The organism is Pseudomonas mandelii (assembly GCF_006438925.1).
Taxonomy (GTDB): Bacteria; Pseudomonadota; Gammaproteobacteria; order Pseudomonadales; family Pseudomonadaceae; genus Aquipseudomonas; species Aquipseudomonas mandelii_C.
In genome coordinates this window covers 101,181-116,559 of sequence record NZ_RCZA01000002.1, presented here as the reverse complement: position 1 = coordinate 116,559, position 15,379 = coordinate 101,181, and the positions used below count along the sequence as shown (strand labels likewise).

13 protein-coding genes are annotated in these 15,379 nt (G+C 60.5%); 7 read left to right on the top strand and 6 right to left on the bottom strand.

Annotated elements, in window-relative coordinates:
- The first annotated feature begins 98 nt into the window (after positions 1-98).
- The 3 genes from relA to EAH74_RS04410 all read left to right on the top strand — a co-directional run bounded on the left by relA (position 99) and on the right by EAH74_RS04410 (position 3,878).
- Positions 99-2,342, top strand: coding sequence for a GTP diphosphokinase (gene relA / locus EAH74_RS04420; RefSeq protein ID WP_140676411.1), 2,244 nt, complete (start codon positions 99-101; stop codon positions 2,340-2,342).
- Between the two features lie 131 nt (positions 2,343-2,473).
- A complete protein-coding gene (gene mazG, locus EAH74_RS04415) occupies positions 2,474-3,307 on the top strand; it encodes a nucleoside triphosphate pyrophosphohydrolase (RefSeq protein ID WP_140676408.1) in 834 nt (277 codons plus the stop codon).
- A gap of 28 nt (positions 3,308-3,335) precedes the next feature.
- On the top strand, positions 3,336-3,878 hold the full coding sequence (locus EAH74_RS04410) for a DUF2058 domain-containing protein (RefSeq protein WP_008148015.1): 543 nt from the start codon (positions 3,336-3,338) through the stop codon (positions 3,876-3,878).
- A gap of 70 nt (positions 3,879-3,948) precedes the next feature.
- Here EAH74_RS04410 and EAH74_RS04405 read toward each other — a convergent pair whose 3' ends face one another.
- The 6 genes from EAH74_RS04405 to EAH74_RS04380 all read right to left on the bottom strand — a co-directional run bounded on the left by EAH74_RS04405 (position 3,949) and on the right by EAH74_RS04380 (position 11,491).
- The gene (locus EAH74_RS04405) at positions 3,949-4,137 is read right to left on the bottom strand and encodes a hypothetical protein (RefSeq protein ID WP_095132420.1); all 189 of its coding nucleotides are present in this window, start codon (positions 4,135-4,137) and stop codon (positions 3,949-3,951) included.
- A gap of 403 nt (positions 4,138-4,540) precedes the next feature.
- Complete coding sequence (gene fabB, locus EAH74_RS04400) at positions 4,541-5,761, bottom strand: beta-ketoacyl-ACP synthase I (protein ID WP_140676405.1); 1,221 nt, start codon at positions 5,759-5,761, stop codon at positions 4,541-4,543.
- Positions 5,762-5,772: 11 nt separating this feature from the next.
- Positions 5,773-6,288 carry a 3-hydroxyacyl-[acyl-carrier-protein] dehydratase FabA gene (gene fabA, locus EAH74_RS04395; RefSeq protein WP_111451717.1) on the bottom strand — a complete coding sequence of 172 codons (516 nt, stop codon included), beginning with the start codon at positions 6,286-6,288 and terminating at the stop codon, positions 5,773-5,775.
- A 247-nt stretch (positions 6,289-6,535) separates the two neighbouring features.
- Entirely contained in the window at positions 6,536-8,437 is a 1,902-nt protein-coding gene (locus EAH74_RS04390; RefSeq protein WP_140676402.1) for an ATP-binding protein, read from the bottom strand.
- On the bottom strand, positions 8,434-9,366 hold the full coding sequence (locus EAH74_RS04385; RefSeq protein WP_140676399.1) for an ABC transporter substrate-binding protein: 933 nt from the start codon (positions 9,364-9,366) through the stop codon (positions 8,434-8,436). Before EAH74_RS04385 ends, EAH74_RS04390 begins: the two co-directional genes overlap by 4 nt.
- Position 9,367: 1 nt before the next feature.
- Positions 9,368-11,491 (bottom strand): TonB-dependent receptor plug domain-containing protein, encoded by a 2,124-nt coding sequence (locus tag EAH74_RS04380; protein ID WP_140676397.1) that lies wholly within the window; start codon positions 11,489-11,491, stop codon positions 9,368-9,370.
- Positions 11,492-11,687: 196 nt separating this feature from the next.
- On the opposite strand from EAH74_RS04380, the gene EAH74_RS04375 reads away from it, so the two are divergent.
- From EAH74_RS04375 to EAH74_RS04360, 4 genes are all read left to right on the top strand, one after another.
- Positions 11,688-12,713 (top strand): NAD(P)H-dependent glycerol-3-phosphate dehydrogenase, encoded by a 1,026-nt coding sequence (locus EAH74_RS04375; RefSeq protein WP_129437532.1) that lies wholly within the window; start codon positions 11,688-11,690, stop codon positions 12,711-12,713.
- A gap of 19 nt (positions 12,714-12,732) precedes the next feature.
- Positions 12,733-13,080 carry a DUF4389 domain-containing protein gene (locus EAH74_RS04370; RefSeq protein ID WP_046046475.1) on the top strand — a complete coding sequence of 116 codons (348 nt, stop codon included), beginning with the start codon at positions 12,733-12,735 and terminating at the stop codon, positions 13,078-13,080.
- Complete coding sequence (sixA, locus tag EAH74_RS04365) at positions 13,077-13,529, top strand: phosphohistidine phosphatase SixA (protein ID WP_123364752.1); 453 nt, start codon at positions 13,077-13,079, stop codon at positions 13,527-13,529. Before EAH74_RS04370 ends, sixA begins: the two co-directional genes overlap by 4 nt.
- Positions 13,530-13,697: 168 nt before the next feature.
- Complete coding sequence (locus EAH74_RS04360; RefSeq protein WP_140676394.1) at positions 13,698-15,365, top strand: AMP-binding protein; 1,668 nt, start codon at positions 13,698-13,700, stop codon at positions 15,363-15,365.
- Positions 15,366-15,379 lie beyond the last annotated feature (14 nt).

Genomic DNA, 15,379 nt, shown 5'->3' with positions numbered 1-15,379 from the left:
GCCCGCACCACTCTCGCATTAGCCCCGCGAGCGTCCACGGGTAACGAAAGGTCAGCGATTTGACGCATTGAATCTGCGTCGTAGGGAAGGTAAGCAAGATGGTACAGGTGAGAGCACACCAGCCGATCAACACCGACGGCAGTATCAATCTCGAGGCTTGGCTCGATCACGCGGTCAGTGTCGATCCGGCACTGGATCGCGAAGCCTTGAAGGAAGCGTGCGAGTTTGCTCGTGCGTCTGAACAACAAGCCAATGCGGCGAAAAACCTGTGGTCCGAAGGGACCTCGAGTTTCCGCACGGGCCTTGAGATCGCCGAGATTCTCGCCGACCTCAAACTCGATCAGGATTCGTTGGTTGCCGCGATCCTGTATCGCGGCGTGCGCGAAGGCCAGATTGAGTTGCCGGCGATCAGCCAGCGCTTTGGTCCGGTGGTCGCCAAGCTCATCGACGGCGTGTTGCGCATGGCGGCGATCAGCGCCAGCCTCAGCCCCCGTCAATCCCTGGTGCTGGGCACGCAGGGCCAGGTCGAAAACCTGCGCAAGATGCTGGTCGCCATGGTCGACGACGTACGCGTCGCGTTGATCAAACTGGCTGAGCGCACCTGCGCGATCCGTGCGGTGAAAACCGCCGATGACGAAAAACGCAACCGCGTCGCCCGTGAAGTCTTCGACATCTACGCGCCGCTGGCTCACCGTCTCGGGATCGGTCACATCAAGTGGGAGCTGGAGGACTTGTCCTTCCGTTACCTCGAACCCGATCAGTACAAGCAGATCGCCAAGCTACTCCACGAGCGGCGTCTGGATCGCGAGCGCTTCATCGCCGACGTGATGAGCCAACTGAAGAATGAGCTGACCGCCACCGGCGTCGACGCCGACATCAGCGGCCGGGCCAAACACATCTATTCAATCTGGCGCAAAATGCAGCGCAAGGGTCTGGAATTCAGCCAGATCTACGATGTGCGCGCCGTTCGTGTGCTGGTGCCGGAAATGCGCGACTGCTACACCGCGCTCGGTATCGTCCACACCCTGTGGCGACATATCCCGAAAGAATTCGACGACTACATCGCCAACCCGAAAGAAAACGGCTACCGCTCGCTGCACACCGCGGTGATCGGCCCTGAGGGCAAGGTGCTGGAAGTGCAGATCCGCACCCACGCCATGCACGAAGAAGCCGAGCTGGGCGTTTGCGCGCACTGGCGCTACAAGGGCACCGACGTCAAATCCGGCTCCAACCACTACGAAGAGAAAATTTCCTGGCTGCGCCAGGTCCTCGAGTGGCATGAAGAATTGGGCGACATCGGCGGCCTGGCTGAACAGCTGCGGGTCGATATCGAGCCGGACCGGGTCTACATTTTCACCCCGGACGGTCACGCCATCGACTTGCCGAAGGGCGCGACGCCGCTGGACTTCGCCTACCGCGTGCACACCGAAATCGGTCATAACTGCCGTGGCGCGAAGATCAACGGGCGCATCGTGCCGCTCAACTACAGCCTGCAAACCGGTGAACAGGTCGAGATCATCACCAGCAAGCACGGCACCCCGAGCCGCGACTGGCTGAACCCGAACCTGGGTTACATCACCACCTCGCGGGCACGGGCGAAGATCGTTCACTGGTTCAAATTGCAGGCGCGCGATCAGAACGTCGCCGCCGGTAAAACCTTGCTGGAGCGCGAACTCAACCGCCTCGGTCTGCCAGCGGTAGATTTCGACAAGCTGGCCGAAAAGGCCAACATGAAAATGGCCGAAGACATGTTCGCCGCGTTGGGCGCAGGCGATTTGCGTCTGGCACAACTGGTGAACCTGGCGCAGCAACTGGTCGAGCCGGAGCGCGGCAACGAACAGCTGGAACTGATTCCGCGCAAGGCCACCGGTTACAAACCAGGCAAGCGCGGCGACATCCAGATCCAGGGCGTCGGCAACCTGATGACCCAGATGGCCGGCTGCTGCCAGCCGCTGCCGGGGGATGCGATCGTCGGTTACATCACCGTGGGCCGCGGCGTGAGCATTCACCGTCAGGACTGCGCCTCGGTGCTGCAACTGGGCGGGCGCGAGCCCGAGCGGATCATCCAGGTCAGCTGGGGGCCGGTGCCGGTGCTCACCTATCCGGTGGACATCATCATCCGCGCGTACGACCGGTCCGGTTTGCTGCGTGACGTTTCGCAAGTGCTGCTCAACGAGCGGATCAATGTGCTGGCGGTCAACACCCGCTCGAACAAAGAGGACAACACCGCGTTGATGTCCCTGACCATCGAGATTCCGGGACTGGATGCACTGGGGCGGTTGCTGGGGCGGATTTCCCAGTTGCCGAACATCATTGAGACCCGTCGTAACCGGACGCCGTGATGAGCAGCGCCGATCCAATGTGGGAGCGAGCCTGCTCGCGAAGAGGGCGTGTCAGTCGACATCAATGTTGTCTGACACACCGCTTTCGCGAGCAGGCTCGCTCCCACAGGATTTTGCAGTGAGAGAGATTGATGTACAGCCTTGAAGATTTGCTGCACCTGATGAGCCGTCTGCGCGACCCGCAGTACGGCTGCCCGTGGGACATCAAGCAAACCTACGAAACCATCGTCCCGCACACCATTGAGGAAGCCTACGAAGTCGCCGACGCCATCGAGCGCGGTGACTTCGATCACTTGCAGGGTGAGTTGGGGGATTTACTGTTCCAGGTGGTTTATTACAGCCAGCTGGCACGGGAAGAAGGGCGCTTCGAATTTGCCGGTGTCATCGACAGCATCACTCGCAAGCTGATCCGCCGTCATCCTCATGTGTTTCCTAGCGGTGATCTTTACGCGCCGCTGGATGTTCCGCGCCTGAGTGAAGAGCAGGTCAAGCAGCGCTGGGAAGAGATCAAGGCTGAAGAACGGGCAGAGAAATCTTCGGCGCCCGAACAGTTGTCCTTGCTCGACGATGTACCCGCAGCGCTGCCGGCATTGTCCCGTTCGGCGAAGCTGCAGAAGCGCGCGGGGCAGGTCGGTTTCGACTGGCCGGACGCCTTGCCGGTGCTCGACAAAGTGCGCGAAGAGCTCGATGAAGTGCTCGAAGCCATGGCTGACAATGACTCGGCAGCGATTGCCGACGAAGTCGGTGATCTGTTGTTTTCCGTGGTCAATCTGGCGCGCCATCTCAAGGTCGATCCCGAAACTGCACTGCGTGGCGCCAACAGCAAGTTCGAAAGACGCTTCCGTTTTATCGAACAGGCATTGCGCGACACCCACCGTCCCATAGAAGATTGCACCCTCGAAGAGTTGGACGCCTTGTGGGGCGAAGCCAAACGTCAGGAAAAGAATTTGCCCAGCTGCGGTTGAGCAGTTGCCTAAGTGAGTAATAAGCACCATGAGCATTTCCCTTCGCGACCAGTTGCTCAAAGCAGGGCTGGTCAACCAGAAGCAGGCCAAACAGGTCGGCAAAGAGAAGCAGAAACAGCAGCGTCTGGCCCACAAAGGTCAGATCGAACTCGATGACTCGCAGCAGCGGGCGGCTCAGGAAGCCATGGCCGAGAAGGTCAAGCGCGACCAGGAGCTGAACCGTCAGCAACAGGAGAAGGCCGAGGCCAAGGCTCGCGCTGCTCAGGTCAAACAGTTGATCGAAGTCTCGCGTCTGCCGAAGCTGACGACCGAGGACTACTACAACTTCGTCGACGACAAGAAGGTCAAGCGCATCTGCGTCAACACCCTGATGCGCAACAAGCTCAGCAGCGGTTCGCTGGCCATCGTGCACCATGCCGGCGGCTACGAAGTGATCCCGCGTGAAGCGGCCCTGAAGATCCAGGAGCGCGATCCACAGCGTATCGTGCAGATGAACGTGAAGACCGAAGAAGTCGCTGCCGAGGACGATCCGTACGCGGCCTATCAGATCCCGGACGATCTGATGTGGTAAGCCTTTAAAGGCTGCAACAACGACAAACCCCGCTCATGGCGGGGTTTGTCGTTTTCAATGCTGTCATTGCTTATGCGGATTGGAGCTCTCGTTGCTGCTCCAGTTTTTCCAGTTCGGCCTTGTAGCTGTGGGCATCGGTTTCGGAGTGGAACATCCCCACCAGCATGTCTTGTTGGTGCACGTCCCAGATCCGGATACCGGCGGCTACGCCTTCGTGGGACTTATGTGAATCGTCGCGTTCAGTTACTTTTACAGTCATCTGCTAGCTCCAATCTCTGTTATCTGCAGCAAGGCGTGTGCAGGACTCCGTTATTTGTTTGGTTAGCCTGCTAAGTAAACGACTGAGTTTGGTAACGAATTTTTGCGAAATCTGCAATAGTCCTGCAGCCCGCCAAATACGCGGCATTTGGTCGCAGGGCGTTGAGTTTCATGACAAAAGCTTCATGTTCGCGACGACGAAAACCGAGAGTTCAACACAGAACCTGTGGGAGCGAGCCTGCTCGCGAAGACGGTATCACTTTCAATATCAATGTATCTGTCAGACCGCCTTCGCGAGCAGGCTCGCTCCCACAGGGATTGCGTTGTTCCATATTATTCAGGCACAAAAAAAACGCCCCGAACCAGTCGGGGCGTTTTTGTGTGCAGCGTAGCGGGGCGGGGTATTACTTACCGGCCCAGCGCTTCAGTACCAGCGTGGCATTGGTGCCACCGAAGCCGAAGCTGTTGCTCATCACGGTGTTGATGGTGGCGTCTTCACGAGTCTTGGTCAGGATCGGCATGTCAGCCACTTCCGGGTCCAGTTCGTCGATGTTGGCGGAACCCGCCATGAAGTTGCCTTCCATCATCAGCATGCAGTAGATCGCTTCGTGAACGCCGGCGGCGCCCAGGGAGTGACCCGACAGGCTCTTGGTGGAGCTGATGGCCGGTGCCTTGTCGCCGAACACTTCACGCACACCTTTCATTTCCATGACGTCGCCGACCGGAGTCGAGGTGCCGTGGGTGTTCAGGTAGTCGATCGGAGCGTCAACGGTGGACATGGCCATCTGCATGCAGCGGATGGCGCCTTCGCCGCTTGGGGCGACCATGTCGTAGCCGTCGGAGGTCGCGCCGTAGCCAACGATTTCCGCGTAGATCTTCGCGCCGCGGGCCAGAGCGTGTTCCAGCTCTTCGACCACGACCATGCCGCCACCGCCGGCGATGACGAAACCGTCACGCTTGGCGTCGTAGGCACGGGAAGCTTTTTCCGGGGTTTCGTTGTATTGGCTGGACAGTGCGCCCATGGCGTCGAACAGGAACGATTGGCTCCAATGCTCTTCTTCACCGCCTCCGGCGAACACGACGTCCTGTTTGCCCATCTGGATCTGTTCCATGGCGTTACCGATGCAGTGAGCACTGGTGGCGCAGGCAGAAGCGATGGAGTAGTTCAGGCCCTTGATCTTGAACGGCGTGGCCAGGCAGGCGGAAACGGTGCTGCTCATGGTCCGCGTGACGCGGTATGGGCCGACGCGCTTGACGCCTTTCTCGCGCAGGATGTCCAGCGCTTCCATCTGGTTCAGCGTGGAGGCGCCACCGGAACCGGCGATCAGGCCAGTACGCGGGTTGGACACTTGCTCTTCGGTCAGGCCGGAGTCAGCAATGGCGTCTTTCATGGCCAGGTAGGCGTAAGCCGCCGCGTGGCCGACGAAGCGATAGATCTTGCGATCGATCAGCTCTTCGAGGGGAAGGTCAATGGAGCCGGAAACCTGGCTACGCAGACCCATTTCGGCATATTCCGGGTTGAACCGGATGCCAGGGCGGCTTGCACGCAGGTTAGCGGAGACGGTCTCTTTGTCATTGCCCAGGCACGAAACGATGCCCAGACCAGTGATAACGACGCGGCGCATGCGGATAACCCTTAGAAGTTGTCAGTGGAGGTGAAAACGCCGACCCGAAGGGCTTCGGCGGTGTAGATCTCGCGGCCGTCGACGCTGACCGAACCATCGGCGATGGCCAGGTTCAGCTTGCCCTTCAGTACGCGCTTGATCTGAATGTTATAGGTTACTTTCTTGGCGGTCGGCAGAACCTGACCGAAGAATTTCACTTCGCCCGAACCCAGGGCGCGACCGCGGCCCGGCAGACCTTGCCAGCCGAGGAAGAAGCCGACCAGTTGCCACATGGCGTCGAGGCCCAGGCAGCCTGGCATCACCGGATCACCTTCGAAGTGGCAGGCGAAGAACCACAGGTCCGGAGTGATATCCAACTCGGCGACCAATTCACCCTTGCCGTACTTGCCACCCTCGGCGCTGATATGGGTGATGCGATCCACCATCAACATGTTCGGGGCGGGCAGTTGTGCGTTACCTGGGCCGAACAGCTCACCGCGACTGCAGCGCAGCAGGTCTTCCCGAGTAAAGGCGTTTTGTTGGGTCATGCGAGCTCCTCAATAGTCCCATGCGGCAGGTGGGGCAAATCTTCCCGGCCGATCGAAGCGTTCATGCCTCGAGTCAGCAGCCTACTCATAGACTATTGCGTTGTGGTGAAAGTCACAGCACCAAGGACATGAATGTACACTTGTGCACTGAAATTATTATTCAAGCCCCTTTTCGGGCCTGTTCGGGTGCCTAAGACTGCCGCACTTTCGCCTTTCACGCCAGTCGCAGATAGCCGAAAGGCCTGCACTACTGCACCCAACGCTGCAGAATTTGCTGCAAATCTGTGCGTTTGAAGGGTTTGGCCAGGTAATCGTTCATTCCCGCCGATAAACAGGCTTCGCGGTCACCCTGCAAGGCGTTGGCGGTCAGCGCGATGATCGGCAAGTCTGTGCAGCCGGGTAATTGGCGAATCTGTCGGGTGGCCTCGTAGCCGTCGATGATCGGTAGCCGGCAGTCCATCAGAATGGCTTCAAAAATCAAACTCTCCGCACTGCGTACTGCCTGGGCGCCATCGGTGGCGACGCTGACAGTAAAGCCCAGACTGCGCAACATTGCTTCGATGACCGTCTGATTGACCGGATTGTCTTCCACCAGCAACACGTTGCGCCCTTCGCCATCACCGCTGCCGGTCGGTATGCGCGGCGCCAGTACGGGCAGCGTCTGTTTATAGAGCGCCAGCGGGATTTCCAGGGTGAACACCGAGCCGCGACCTTCCTCGCTCTGGGCGCGCAATGTGCCGCCCATGCGTTCAGCCAGCGTGCGAGCAATCGGCAGGCCCAACCCGGTGCCACCGTATCGCCTCGAAATAGAACTGTCGGCCTGCTGGAAGGCGTTGAACATCAATTCCAGGCTTTCAGCCGAGATACCAATCCCGCTGTCGCGCACCGTGCAGGTGAACCACAGCAGTTCGTGATCCAGCGACTGCCATTGCGGTTCGATGCTGACGCGGCCCTGTTCGGTGAATTTCAGCGCATTGCCAATCAGGTTGACCAGGATCTGCCGGATCCGCGTCGGGTCGCCCTGCACCTGCAACGCGCGCATGTCGTCCGGGATCGACAGCGCCAGGTCGAGCCCACGTTGCACGGCGCTGTGCGAGAACGACTGGGCGCAACTGCCGATCAGGTCTGCGAGGTTGAATGGAATGTGCTCCAGCTCCAGTTCCGAACGCTCGATGCGCGAGAAATCGAGAATGTCGTTGATGACTTTGAGCAGGTGTTCGGTGGACTCCGAGGCAAGCGCCGCGTATTCGACCTGCTCCTCGGTCATCTCGGTGGTTTCCAGCAGTTGCAGCATGCCCAGCACGCCATTCATCGGCGTGCGCAGTTCATGACTCATCATCGCAAGGAAATCGGATTTGGCGTTGTTGGCCTTTTCCGCTTCCTCGCGAGTCTGAATCAACTGCGCCATCGCTTGATGCTGTTCGCGACTGGCTAGTTCGAGCCCGTTGGCGAGGTTGTTGATGTGTTGCGACAACGCGCCCAGTTCGGTGTCGTCGACGATCGGCAGCGGCGTTTTGTAGTCGCCGTCCTGAATCGCCTTGACCGCGTTGCCGATGTCGCGGATCGGTTGCGACAGGCTGCCGGCCAGGCGCCGGGCGAGCAGAAAAGTGAACAACAGGGCGAACAGCGCCAGGATCCCGGCCTTGAGCAGGATTTCCTGCTGACGCTGGCTGAAGGCGTCATTGGACAGGCCGACGATCACCCGGCCCAGATAATCCTCGGTGGGCGCCGTGTTGGCGACGCGGCTGCCCTGCAGGAAATCATTGTGCAGCGGGATTCGTTGCAGCCGCACCGGGGCCTGGAACACTTCGACCTGGTGCGAGCGGTTGTAGGTTTCCGACGGTTGCTCGACGTACACCAGAATCCGGTTGGCGCTGTCCTGGACTTCCAGAAAGCGCACATTGGGCGTGGCCAGAGTGGCCTTGAGCAAACTGTCGAGCACCTCGTTGTTGCCCGAGATCACCCCGTATTCGGTGGCCGGCGCCAGTTGGTTGGCGATCAGTTGCCCAGTGTGATTGAGCTCCTGACGCAGGTCCTGGATCCGCACAAAGGTGAAGAAACTGATCAACAGCAATGTCAGCAACAGGGCAGGGCCGAGGCTGATAATTTGTGTGCGGGTGTTGATGTCCCAACGGCGACGGAAGGTCATGGGCGGTTTTCTCCTTCGGCCAACTGTGTTGCGACAGACGCTTCATTCATCTGTTCAATCCCTAATGAACGAGCCACTTGCGGGTTGCTTAAGACTTTGAAGCGTTGCGGGTAGTGCGTGCGTGGCCACGTGGCCGGTGGCCGGTCGAGCAGTTCGTCGAGCATCGCCAGCCAATCACTCTGATCGCTGTAGGTGCTGGCCAAGCTCCCGGCCCTGACGAACCCGGCGTTAGGGCCGATCAGCGCCAATTGCCGTGCATAGCTGCTGAGCAACAGGTTTTTCGCGGTTTTCGGGTTGTACAGATCCGGGTCGTCGAGGCCCAGCAACACGTCGCTGTTCTTCAGCAAGGTCTGCAGCGGCCGGCTGTCGTTGGTGTTATCCCAGCGCTCGGTGACCACCTCAAGGCCCAGGGAGTGGGCGGCCTGATGCAGTTCTTTCAAAAGGAACTCGCTGTGGCTGTCGAACAGCACGCCGACCCGTTTGGCCTGCGGCAGCAGCAGTCGGGTCAGGCGCAATTGTCGGTCCAGAGGCGGATCGCTCCAGAGCAGGCTGAGGTGTGGGGGCAGGGTGGCCCCCAGATGCTGACGAGCTTGCAGGCGGCTGATGCGCAGCACTAGCGTCGCCGGGCCCTGAGTGTCTTGCAGGCGCCAGTCGAGGCTCGGCAGGTCGAGCAGAATCAAACGGGTGCCGGCGGGCAGTTTGCCTGGCGCCGGCAGGCTGGCCAGTGGCTGGAAGCGCACGTTATCGGCAGGCCGCAAGGCGCTCAGGGCCTGGGTGAAGGATTGCATGCCCGGGCTGTCCTCGGCGCCGGTCAGCAAAATGTCCGCGGCGGTGGCCTCCAGGCTGCTCAGCAGTCCGGCAAACACCAGGCACAACCCGGCCAGCAGGCGGCCAAGAATTGGCGTCTTGCGTGACGGGCTATACAGCATCTTAGAACGCCAGCTCTGCGCTGAAGTAAAGCACCCGGCGCTCGTCGTAGTTGTTGTCGACGAAGGTCGTGGGCTGGCTGTCGAGGCGTTGCTGGAGCACACCGGCCAGTTCCAGGCTCGCCTTGCCCAGGCCGATGCGTTTGGCGATGCGCGTGTCGACCCGTTCGAAGCGGTAGCCGTTCAGGGCATCGTCACCATAGTAGAAGAGCGCGCTGTTCCAGCCGTGGCCCCAGTTGTGCAGCCAACCGGCGGAACCGCTGTTTCGAGCGGTCTGTTGTGCATCCTGCGGGTTGCTCGCCTCGGCATCGACGTAGGCATACGTCAGGCGCAGGCGATCGGCGCTGCCGATTCGCCAGTCGAGCTGGGTTTCTGTCCCGGAGAAGCGCGAGCTGTTTGAGTTGCTGGCGATGTACTGATTGTTGCGCAGCGGTTCGCTGATCATTCCGGTGATTTCGTCGTAGAACAGCTTCACATCGACCGCCAGCCCCACTTCGGCAAAGTAGCCGTTATAGCCCAGCTCCCGGGAGCGCATGTATTCCTGTTCGAGGTCGCCGGGGCCACGGGTCTTGACGAAATAACGGGCACTGGACTGGCCATAAGCGCTGGGCCGCAGGTTCTTTACCTGATAGCTCCAGTTGACGTTGTTCTCGAACATGTCCGGCGAGCGGGTGGCTTCCGAGTACACCGCTCGCAGGCCATGGCGTGGGTTGATCAGGTAGTTGACCGCCACCCGGGGGGTGAGCGAACTGCCGATCAATTGCGTGTCTTCGAACATCGCGCCGCCCTGCAGCAACCAATGCTCGGTGGCGCGCCACTCGAGTTGGCCGAACGCCCGCCAGGTGGTGTCGTCGAGGGTGCCATTGAAGTAGGTCTCGGAATCTGCCCGGTCGTAACGATAGTTCATGCCGCTGACCAGCCGCAGACTGTCGGACAGGCTGAGGGTGTCCTGTAACTCAAGGTCGTAGCGCGATTCCCGGGTGCTCTGGTCAATATCGCCACAGAGGGTTTGCCGGGCGCCGTTTCGCCATTGGTCGAGCACTTGATTGGCCAGTGCGCGCTGGGCCGGATCACCTGCGGGCGCGCCGGGGCCGGTGTAGCGCTCCATGTTGCGCGCCAGGCGTTCGGTGTAATTCGGGTTGAGCTGCCAGAGTTCGGTCAACTGCGGGCTGAACGAAACCTCGGCATCGCAGGCACGCCAGGTCTGCTGACGATCCCAGTGCTGCGCCGAGCCCTGGATGTAAAGGCTGTGATCGGGATTGATGTCGAGGTTCCAGCGCAGCGAGCCGGCGTAGTCCTTGGCGATGACATCGGAATTGTTCCCCGCAGCGGTAATCCCCGAGAAGACCGGGCGGTAGGTATACGGCCGCTGGTTGCTCCCGTCCTTGGCATTCAATTGCCAATCGATGCTCTGGTTTTCAGTGAGCGTCTGGCTGACGGCGAGGTTGAAGCGGTTCAAGCGGCGGCTGTCGCGGTAGTCGGCGCCGTTTCGGTCCGAGTCGAAGCCGTCGTCTTGTTGACCGGACAGTGACAGGCGCAGGTCGCCATCGTCCCAGCCCACGGCCTGGCTGGCGTAAAAGTCGTCGATGCCGCGCTGCCCACGGGTGACTTTCATTCGCGTGCCGTGGCTGTCGGCCGGGTTGCGCGTGATGATGTTGACCACCGCCATCAGCGCATTGGCGCCATAGCTGACGGTGTTCGGGCCGCGGAAAACTTCGATGCGTTCGATGTCTTCCAGGGCCACCGGAATGTCACTCCAGTCCACCGTGGCCAGGCCTGCGCGGTACACCGAGCGGCCATCGATCAACACTTGCATGCGTCGCGCTTCGTTCGCATTGGTGCCGTGATAGTTCACCGCTGCCTGGTTGCCGTTGATGTTGCCGACCATCATTCCCGGCACCAGTCGCAGCAACTCACTGATGTCCCGGGCGCCGCTGGCGTTGATCAGTTCGCTGTCGATCACCGTCATGCTCCCCGGTACCGCGGCCGGCGACTGCTTGAGTCGCGTCGCGGTCAATACTTGCGGCAGCGGCTCGCTGTCGAGGAACAAGTCGTCGGCAAGCAATGGCGAGCTGAAGATCAGCGCCAGTACCAACGGCGAGCGAGGTGATGGAGAGCCAAACGACACAACACATCCTTGATAGCGAACAATTGGCGCGCATGTTAACCGAGCGCAATGACTTTTCCAGTCACGTTGCGGGCATTTTCCTCGGTTTTATTGGTCTTCTTCCTACAAGTGTCGGTAATTGATGCGGGGGCTGGCCGCCACTGGGCCGCTCCGTATAATGCCGACATCGCCACTGGTATGGATTAACGGATTGCATATGACTGAACAGCGCCCAATTGCGGTCCTGGGAGGCGGAAGTTTTGGTACCGCCGTGGCTAATCTGCTGGCCGAGAACGGGCATCAGGTCCGGCTGTGGATGCGTGACCCCGAGCAGGCCGAGGCCATTCGGGTCAATCGCGAGAACCCGCGTTACCTCAAAGGCATCAAGATTCTGCCGGCCGTGGAAGCGGTCACCGACCTGCTGGCCACCCTGCAAGCCTGCGACCTGTGCTTCGTCGCACTGCCGTCCAGCGCGCTGCGCTCGGTATTGATGCCGCACGCCGAACGTTTGAGCGGCAAATTGCTGGTGAGCCTCACCAAAGGCATCGAAGCCCACACCTTCAAGTTAATGAGCGAAATCCTCGAAGAGATCGCCCCGCAAGCGCGCATCGGCGTGCTGTCCGGGCCGAACCTGGCCCGTGAAATCGCTGAACACGCGCTGACTGCCACGGTGGTCGCCAGCGAAGACGAAGAACTCTGCCAGCGGGTCCAGGAGGCGTTGCATGGTCGGACCTTTCGCGTGTACGCCAGCGCCGACCGCTTCGGCGTGGAGTTGGGCGGGGCGCTGAAAAACGTTTACGCAATCATCGCCGGCATGGCGGTGGCGCTGGGCATGGGCGAAAACACCAAGAGCATGCTGATCACCCGGGCGCTGGCGGAAATGACCCGCTTTGCGGTGAATCAGGGCGCCAACCCGATGACCTTCCTCGGTTTGGCGGGCGTCGGCGATTTGATCGTCACCTGCTCGTCGCCGAAAAGCCGTAACTACCAGGTCGGATTTGCCCTCGGCCAGGGTTTGAGCCTGGAAGATGCCGTGACGCGCCTGGGCGAAGTCGCTGAAGGCGTGAACACCCTCAAGGTGCTCAAGGCCAAGGCTCAGGAGGTGGGCGTGTACATGCCGCTGGTCGCCGGGCTGCACGCGATCCTGTTCGAAGGGCGCACGCTTAATCAGGTGATTGAACTGTTGATGCGTGCCGAACCGAAAACCGACGTCGATTTTATTTCCACCAGTGGTTTCAACTAGGCATCAGGGAGAGCGAGACATGAACGATCCGAAAACAGAAGCCAAGTACGAATCCATCCTGCTGCGCGTGTTGTGGATGATCGTCTACGTGCTGGTATGGCAAGTGGCGCAATTCATCCTCGGCGCCGTGGTGTTGGTCCAACTGATCTATCGTTTGATCTATGGCGCACCAAGCGCCAGCCTGATGAACTTCGGCGACAGCCTGAGCCAGTTTCTGGCGCAGATCGGTCGATTCGGCAGTTTCCACAGTGACCAGAAGCCCTGGCCGTTCGCCGACTGGCCGACGCCGCGTACACCGGAAGGTGAAGCGCCGCACGCTGTGGCGCCGGCACCACACCCGGCCCGAGATGAGGAGCCCAAGCTATGAAACTCTGGATACTGCGTCATGGTGAAGCCGAGCCACACGGCAAGCGTCCTGATTCGGAGCGGGCACTGACCGCCCATGGTCGTGAAGAAGTGCTGCGCACGGCCGCCGAGTTGGCCGGCAAGCCGCTGACCGCGATCTATGCCAGTCCTTACCTGCGAGCGCAGGAGACCGCAGAAATTGTGCGTACAGCGCTGAATTTCGCGCCGGAGATTCGCACCGTCGACTGGCTGACTCCCGACAACCGCCCGCAAGCGGTGGCGGAGCAGTTGGTGTCTGTGGATCACGCGTTGCTGGTCAGTCATAACCCGCTGGTGGGCAACCTGTTGGGTTACTTGCAGCACGGCCATGTGCAAGACCCGGAAGCGGTGAAAACCGCCGGCCTTGCAGAACTTGAAGGTGATTTGCCGCTGGCCGGCGCGATGAAACTCAACGGCATCAAGCACCCTTAAAAGCAAAAGATCTCAGCCTGCGACAGCTCCTACATGGGTTTCGCAATCCCCTGTAGGAGCTGCCGCAGGCTGCGATCTTTTGATCTTGTTTTTGCCGACAAATAATTAACCGAGCAACTGCTTGGTTGGCTACGCTTGCTCCAGACCAAAAACAAAGGAGCGAGTCGCATGCCTGCTGCTTTTCGTTTGCCGCTGGACGTCTTCTACGAGCGTGAGGCCCGTCATCCTCGCCAGCGCTTTCTGGTCCAGCCCACGGGCGGCGGACAGGTCGAGACCCTGAGCTGGGCCGACGTCGGTCACCAGGCGCGCTGCGCCGCGCATTGGCTGCGCGCACGCGAACTGCCCCAAGGCAGCCACATCGCCCTGATCTCGAAAAACTGCGCGCACTGGATCATCGCCGACCTGGCGATCTGGATGGCCGGTCATGTGTCGGTGCCGCTCTACCCGAACCTCACCGCCGAGACCGTGGCCCAGGTCCTTGAACACTCCGAAGCGGCCCTGGTGTTCATCGGCAAACTCGATGACTGGCCAGGCATGTCTCGCGGGGTCAGCCCCGATCTGCCAACGATCAGCCTGCCGTTGCATCCGCCTGTTACTTTCGACTACAGCTGGGCCGACCTGCAAAAGAGCTCACCGATCCAGGACGATCCCAAGCCGTCCGCCGACCAGTTGGCGACCATCATTTACACTTCCGGTACCACCGGCATGCCTAAAGGCGTGATGCACAGTTTCGCCAATCTGGGGTTTGCCACCACTCGCGGCACGCAGTTGTTTGGCTTGAATGAGTCGGATCGGTTGCTGTCCTACCTGCCGCTGTGCCATGTCGCCGAGCGGATGTTCGTCGAGCTGGCGTCGATCTACACCGGGCAAACGGTGTTTTTTGCCGAGAGCCTCGACACCTTTCTCACCGATTTGCGCCGTGCACGACCGACCGCGCTGTTCGGTGTGCCAAGGATCTGGACCAAATTCCAGATGGGCGTGTACAGCAAGATCCCGGCAAAGCGCCTCGACTTCTTGCTCGGTCTGCCGATCATCGGCAAGCGGGTCGGCCACAAAGTCCTGGCCGGGCTTGGGCTGGATGCCTTGCGCATCGCCTTGTCCGGTGCCGCGCCAGTGCCGCAGACCTTGCTGCTGTGGTACCGCAAACTGGGGCTGGATGTGCTGGAGGTCTACGGCATGACCGAAAGCTGCGGGTATTCGCACGTTTGCCGGCCGGGCCAGAACAAACCCGGCTGGATCGGCAAGCCCTGCCCGGAGGTCGAGGTGCGGATCGCTGAGTCGGGCGAGGTCATGGTGCGCAGCGGCGCGACCATGCTCGGCTATTTCAAGGAGCCTGAGAAAACCGCAGAAACCATCACCGAAGACGGCTTCCTGCGCACCGGCGACAAGGGCGAGGAGGACGCCGAAGGCAACCTGCGCCTGACCGGGCGACTGAAGGAAATATTCAAGACCAGCAAAGGAAAATACGTTGCTCCGGCACCCATCGAGAATCGTCTGGCGGAGCATTCGCGCATCGAGCAGGTGTGCGTGGTGGGCGATGGTCTGAGTGCGCCGTTGGGGCTGTGCGTGCTCTCGGCGGTCGGTCAGCAGGACGCCAGCGGAACGGCTCGGGCGGGCCTGCATTCAAGCCTGGAAAAACTGTTGGAAGAGGTCAACGGCGTCCTCGACAAACACGAACGCTTGCGTCGATTGGTGGTGGTCAAGGACAGCTGGGCGGTGGAAAACGGCTTCCTGACACCGACCCTGAAGATCAAGCGCAATGTGATCGAGGCCGTCTACGGTGCCCGGTTCGAAGAATGGAGCGAGCGCAGTGAAGCGGTGCTGTGGCAGGATTGAGTCACGAATAAAAC

Excerpts from the sequence above, each read along its gene's own strand:
- fabB (WP_140676405.1), bottom strand. The coding sequence starts at position 5,761 with ATGCGCCGCGTCGTTATCACTGGTCTGGGCATCGTTTCGTGCCTGGGC.
- relA (WP_140676411.1), top strand. The coding sequence starts at position 99 with ATGGTACAGGTGAGAGCACACCAGCCGATCAACACCGACGGCAGTATC.
- fabA (WP_111451717.1), bottom strand. The coding sequence starts at position 6,288 with ATGACCCAACAAAACGCCTTTACTCGGGAAGACCTGCTGCGCTGCAGT.
- mazG (WP_140676408.1), top strand. The coding sequence starts at position 2,474 with ATGTACAGCCTTGAAGATTTGCTGCACCTGATGAGCCGTCTGCGCGAC.
- EAH74_RS04370 (WP_046046475.1), top strand. The coding sequence starts at position 12,733 with ATGAACGATCCGAAAACAGAAGCCAAGTACGAATCCATCCTGCTGCGC.
- EAH74_RS04410 (WP_008148015.1), top strand. The coding sequence starts at position 3,336 with ATGAGCATTTCCCTTCGCGACCAGTTGCTCAAAGCAGGGCTGGTCAAC.
- EAH74_RS04375 (WP_129437532.1), top strand. The coding sequence starts at position 11,688 with ATGACTGAACAGCGCCCAATTGCGGTCCTGGGAGGCGGAAGTTTTGGT.
- EAH74_RS04360 (WP_140676394.1), top strand. The coding sequence starts at position 13,698 with ATGCCTGCTGCTTTTCGTTTGCCGCTGGACGTCTTCTACGAGCGTGAG.
- sixA (WP_123364752.1), top strand. The coding sequence starts at position 13,077 with ATGAAACTCTGGATACTGCGTCATGGTGAAGCCGAGCCACACGGCAAG.
- EAH74_RS04390 (WP_140676402.1), bottom strand. The coding sequence starts at position 8,437 with ATGACCTTCCGTCGCCGTTGGGACATCAACACCCGCACACAAATTATC.
- EAH74_RS04405 (WP_095132420.1), bottom strand. The coding sequence starts at position 4,137 with ATGACTGTAAAAGTAACTGAACGCGACGATTCACATAAGTCCCACGAA.
- EAH74_RS04385 (WP_140676399.1), bottom strand. The coding sequence starts at position 9,366 with ATGCTGTATAGCCCGTCACGCAAGACGCCAATTCTTGGCCGCCTGCTG.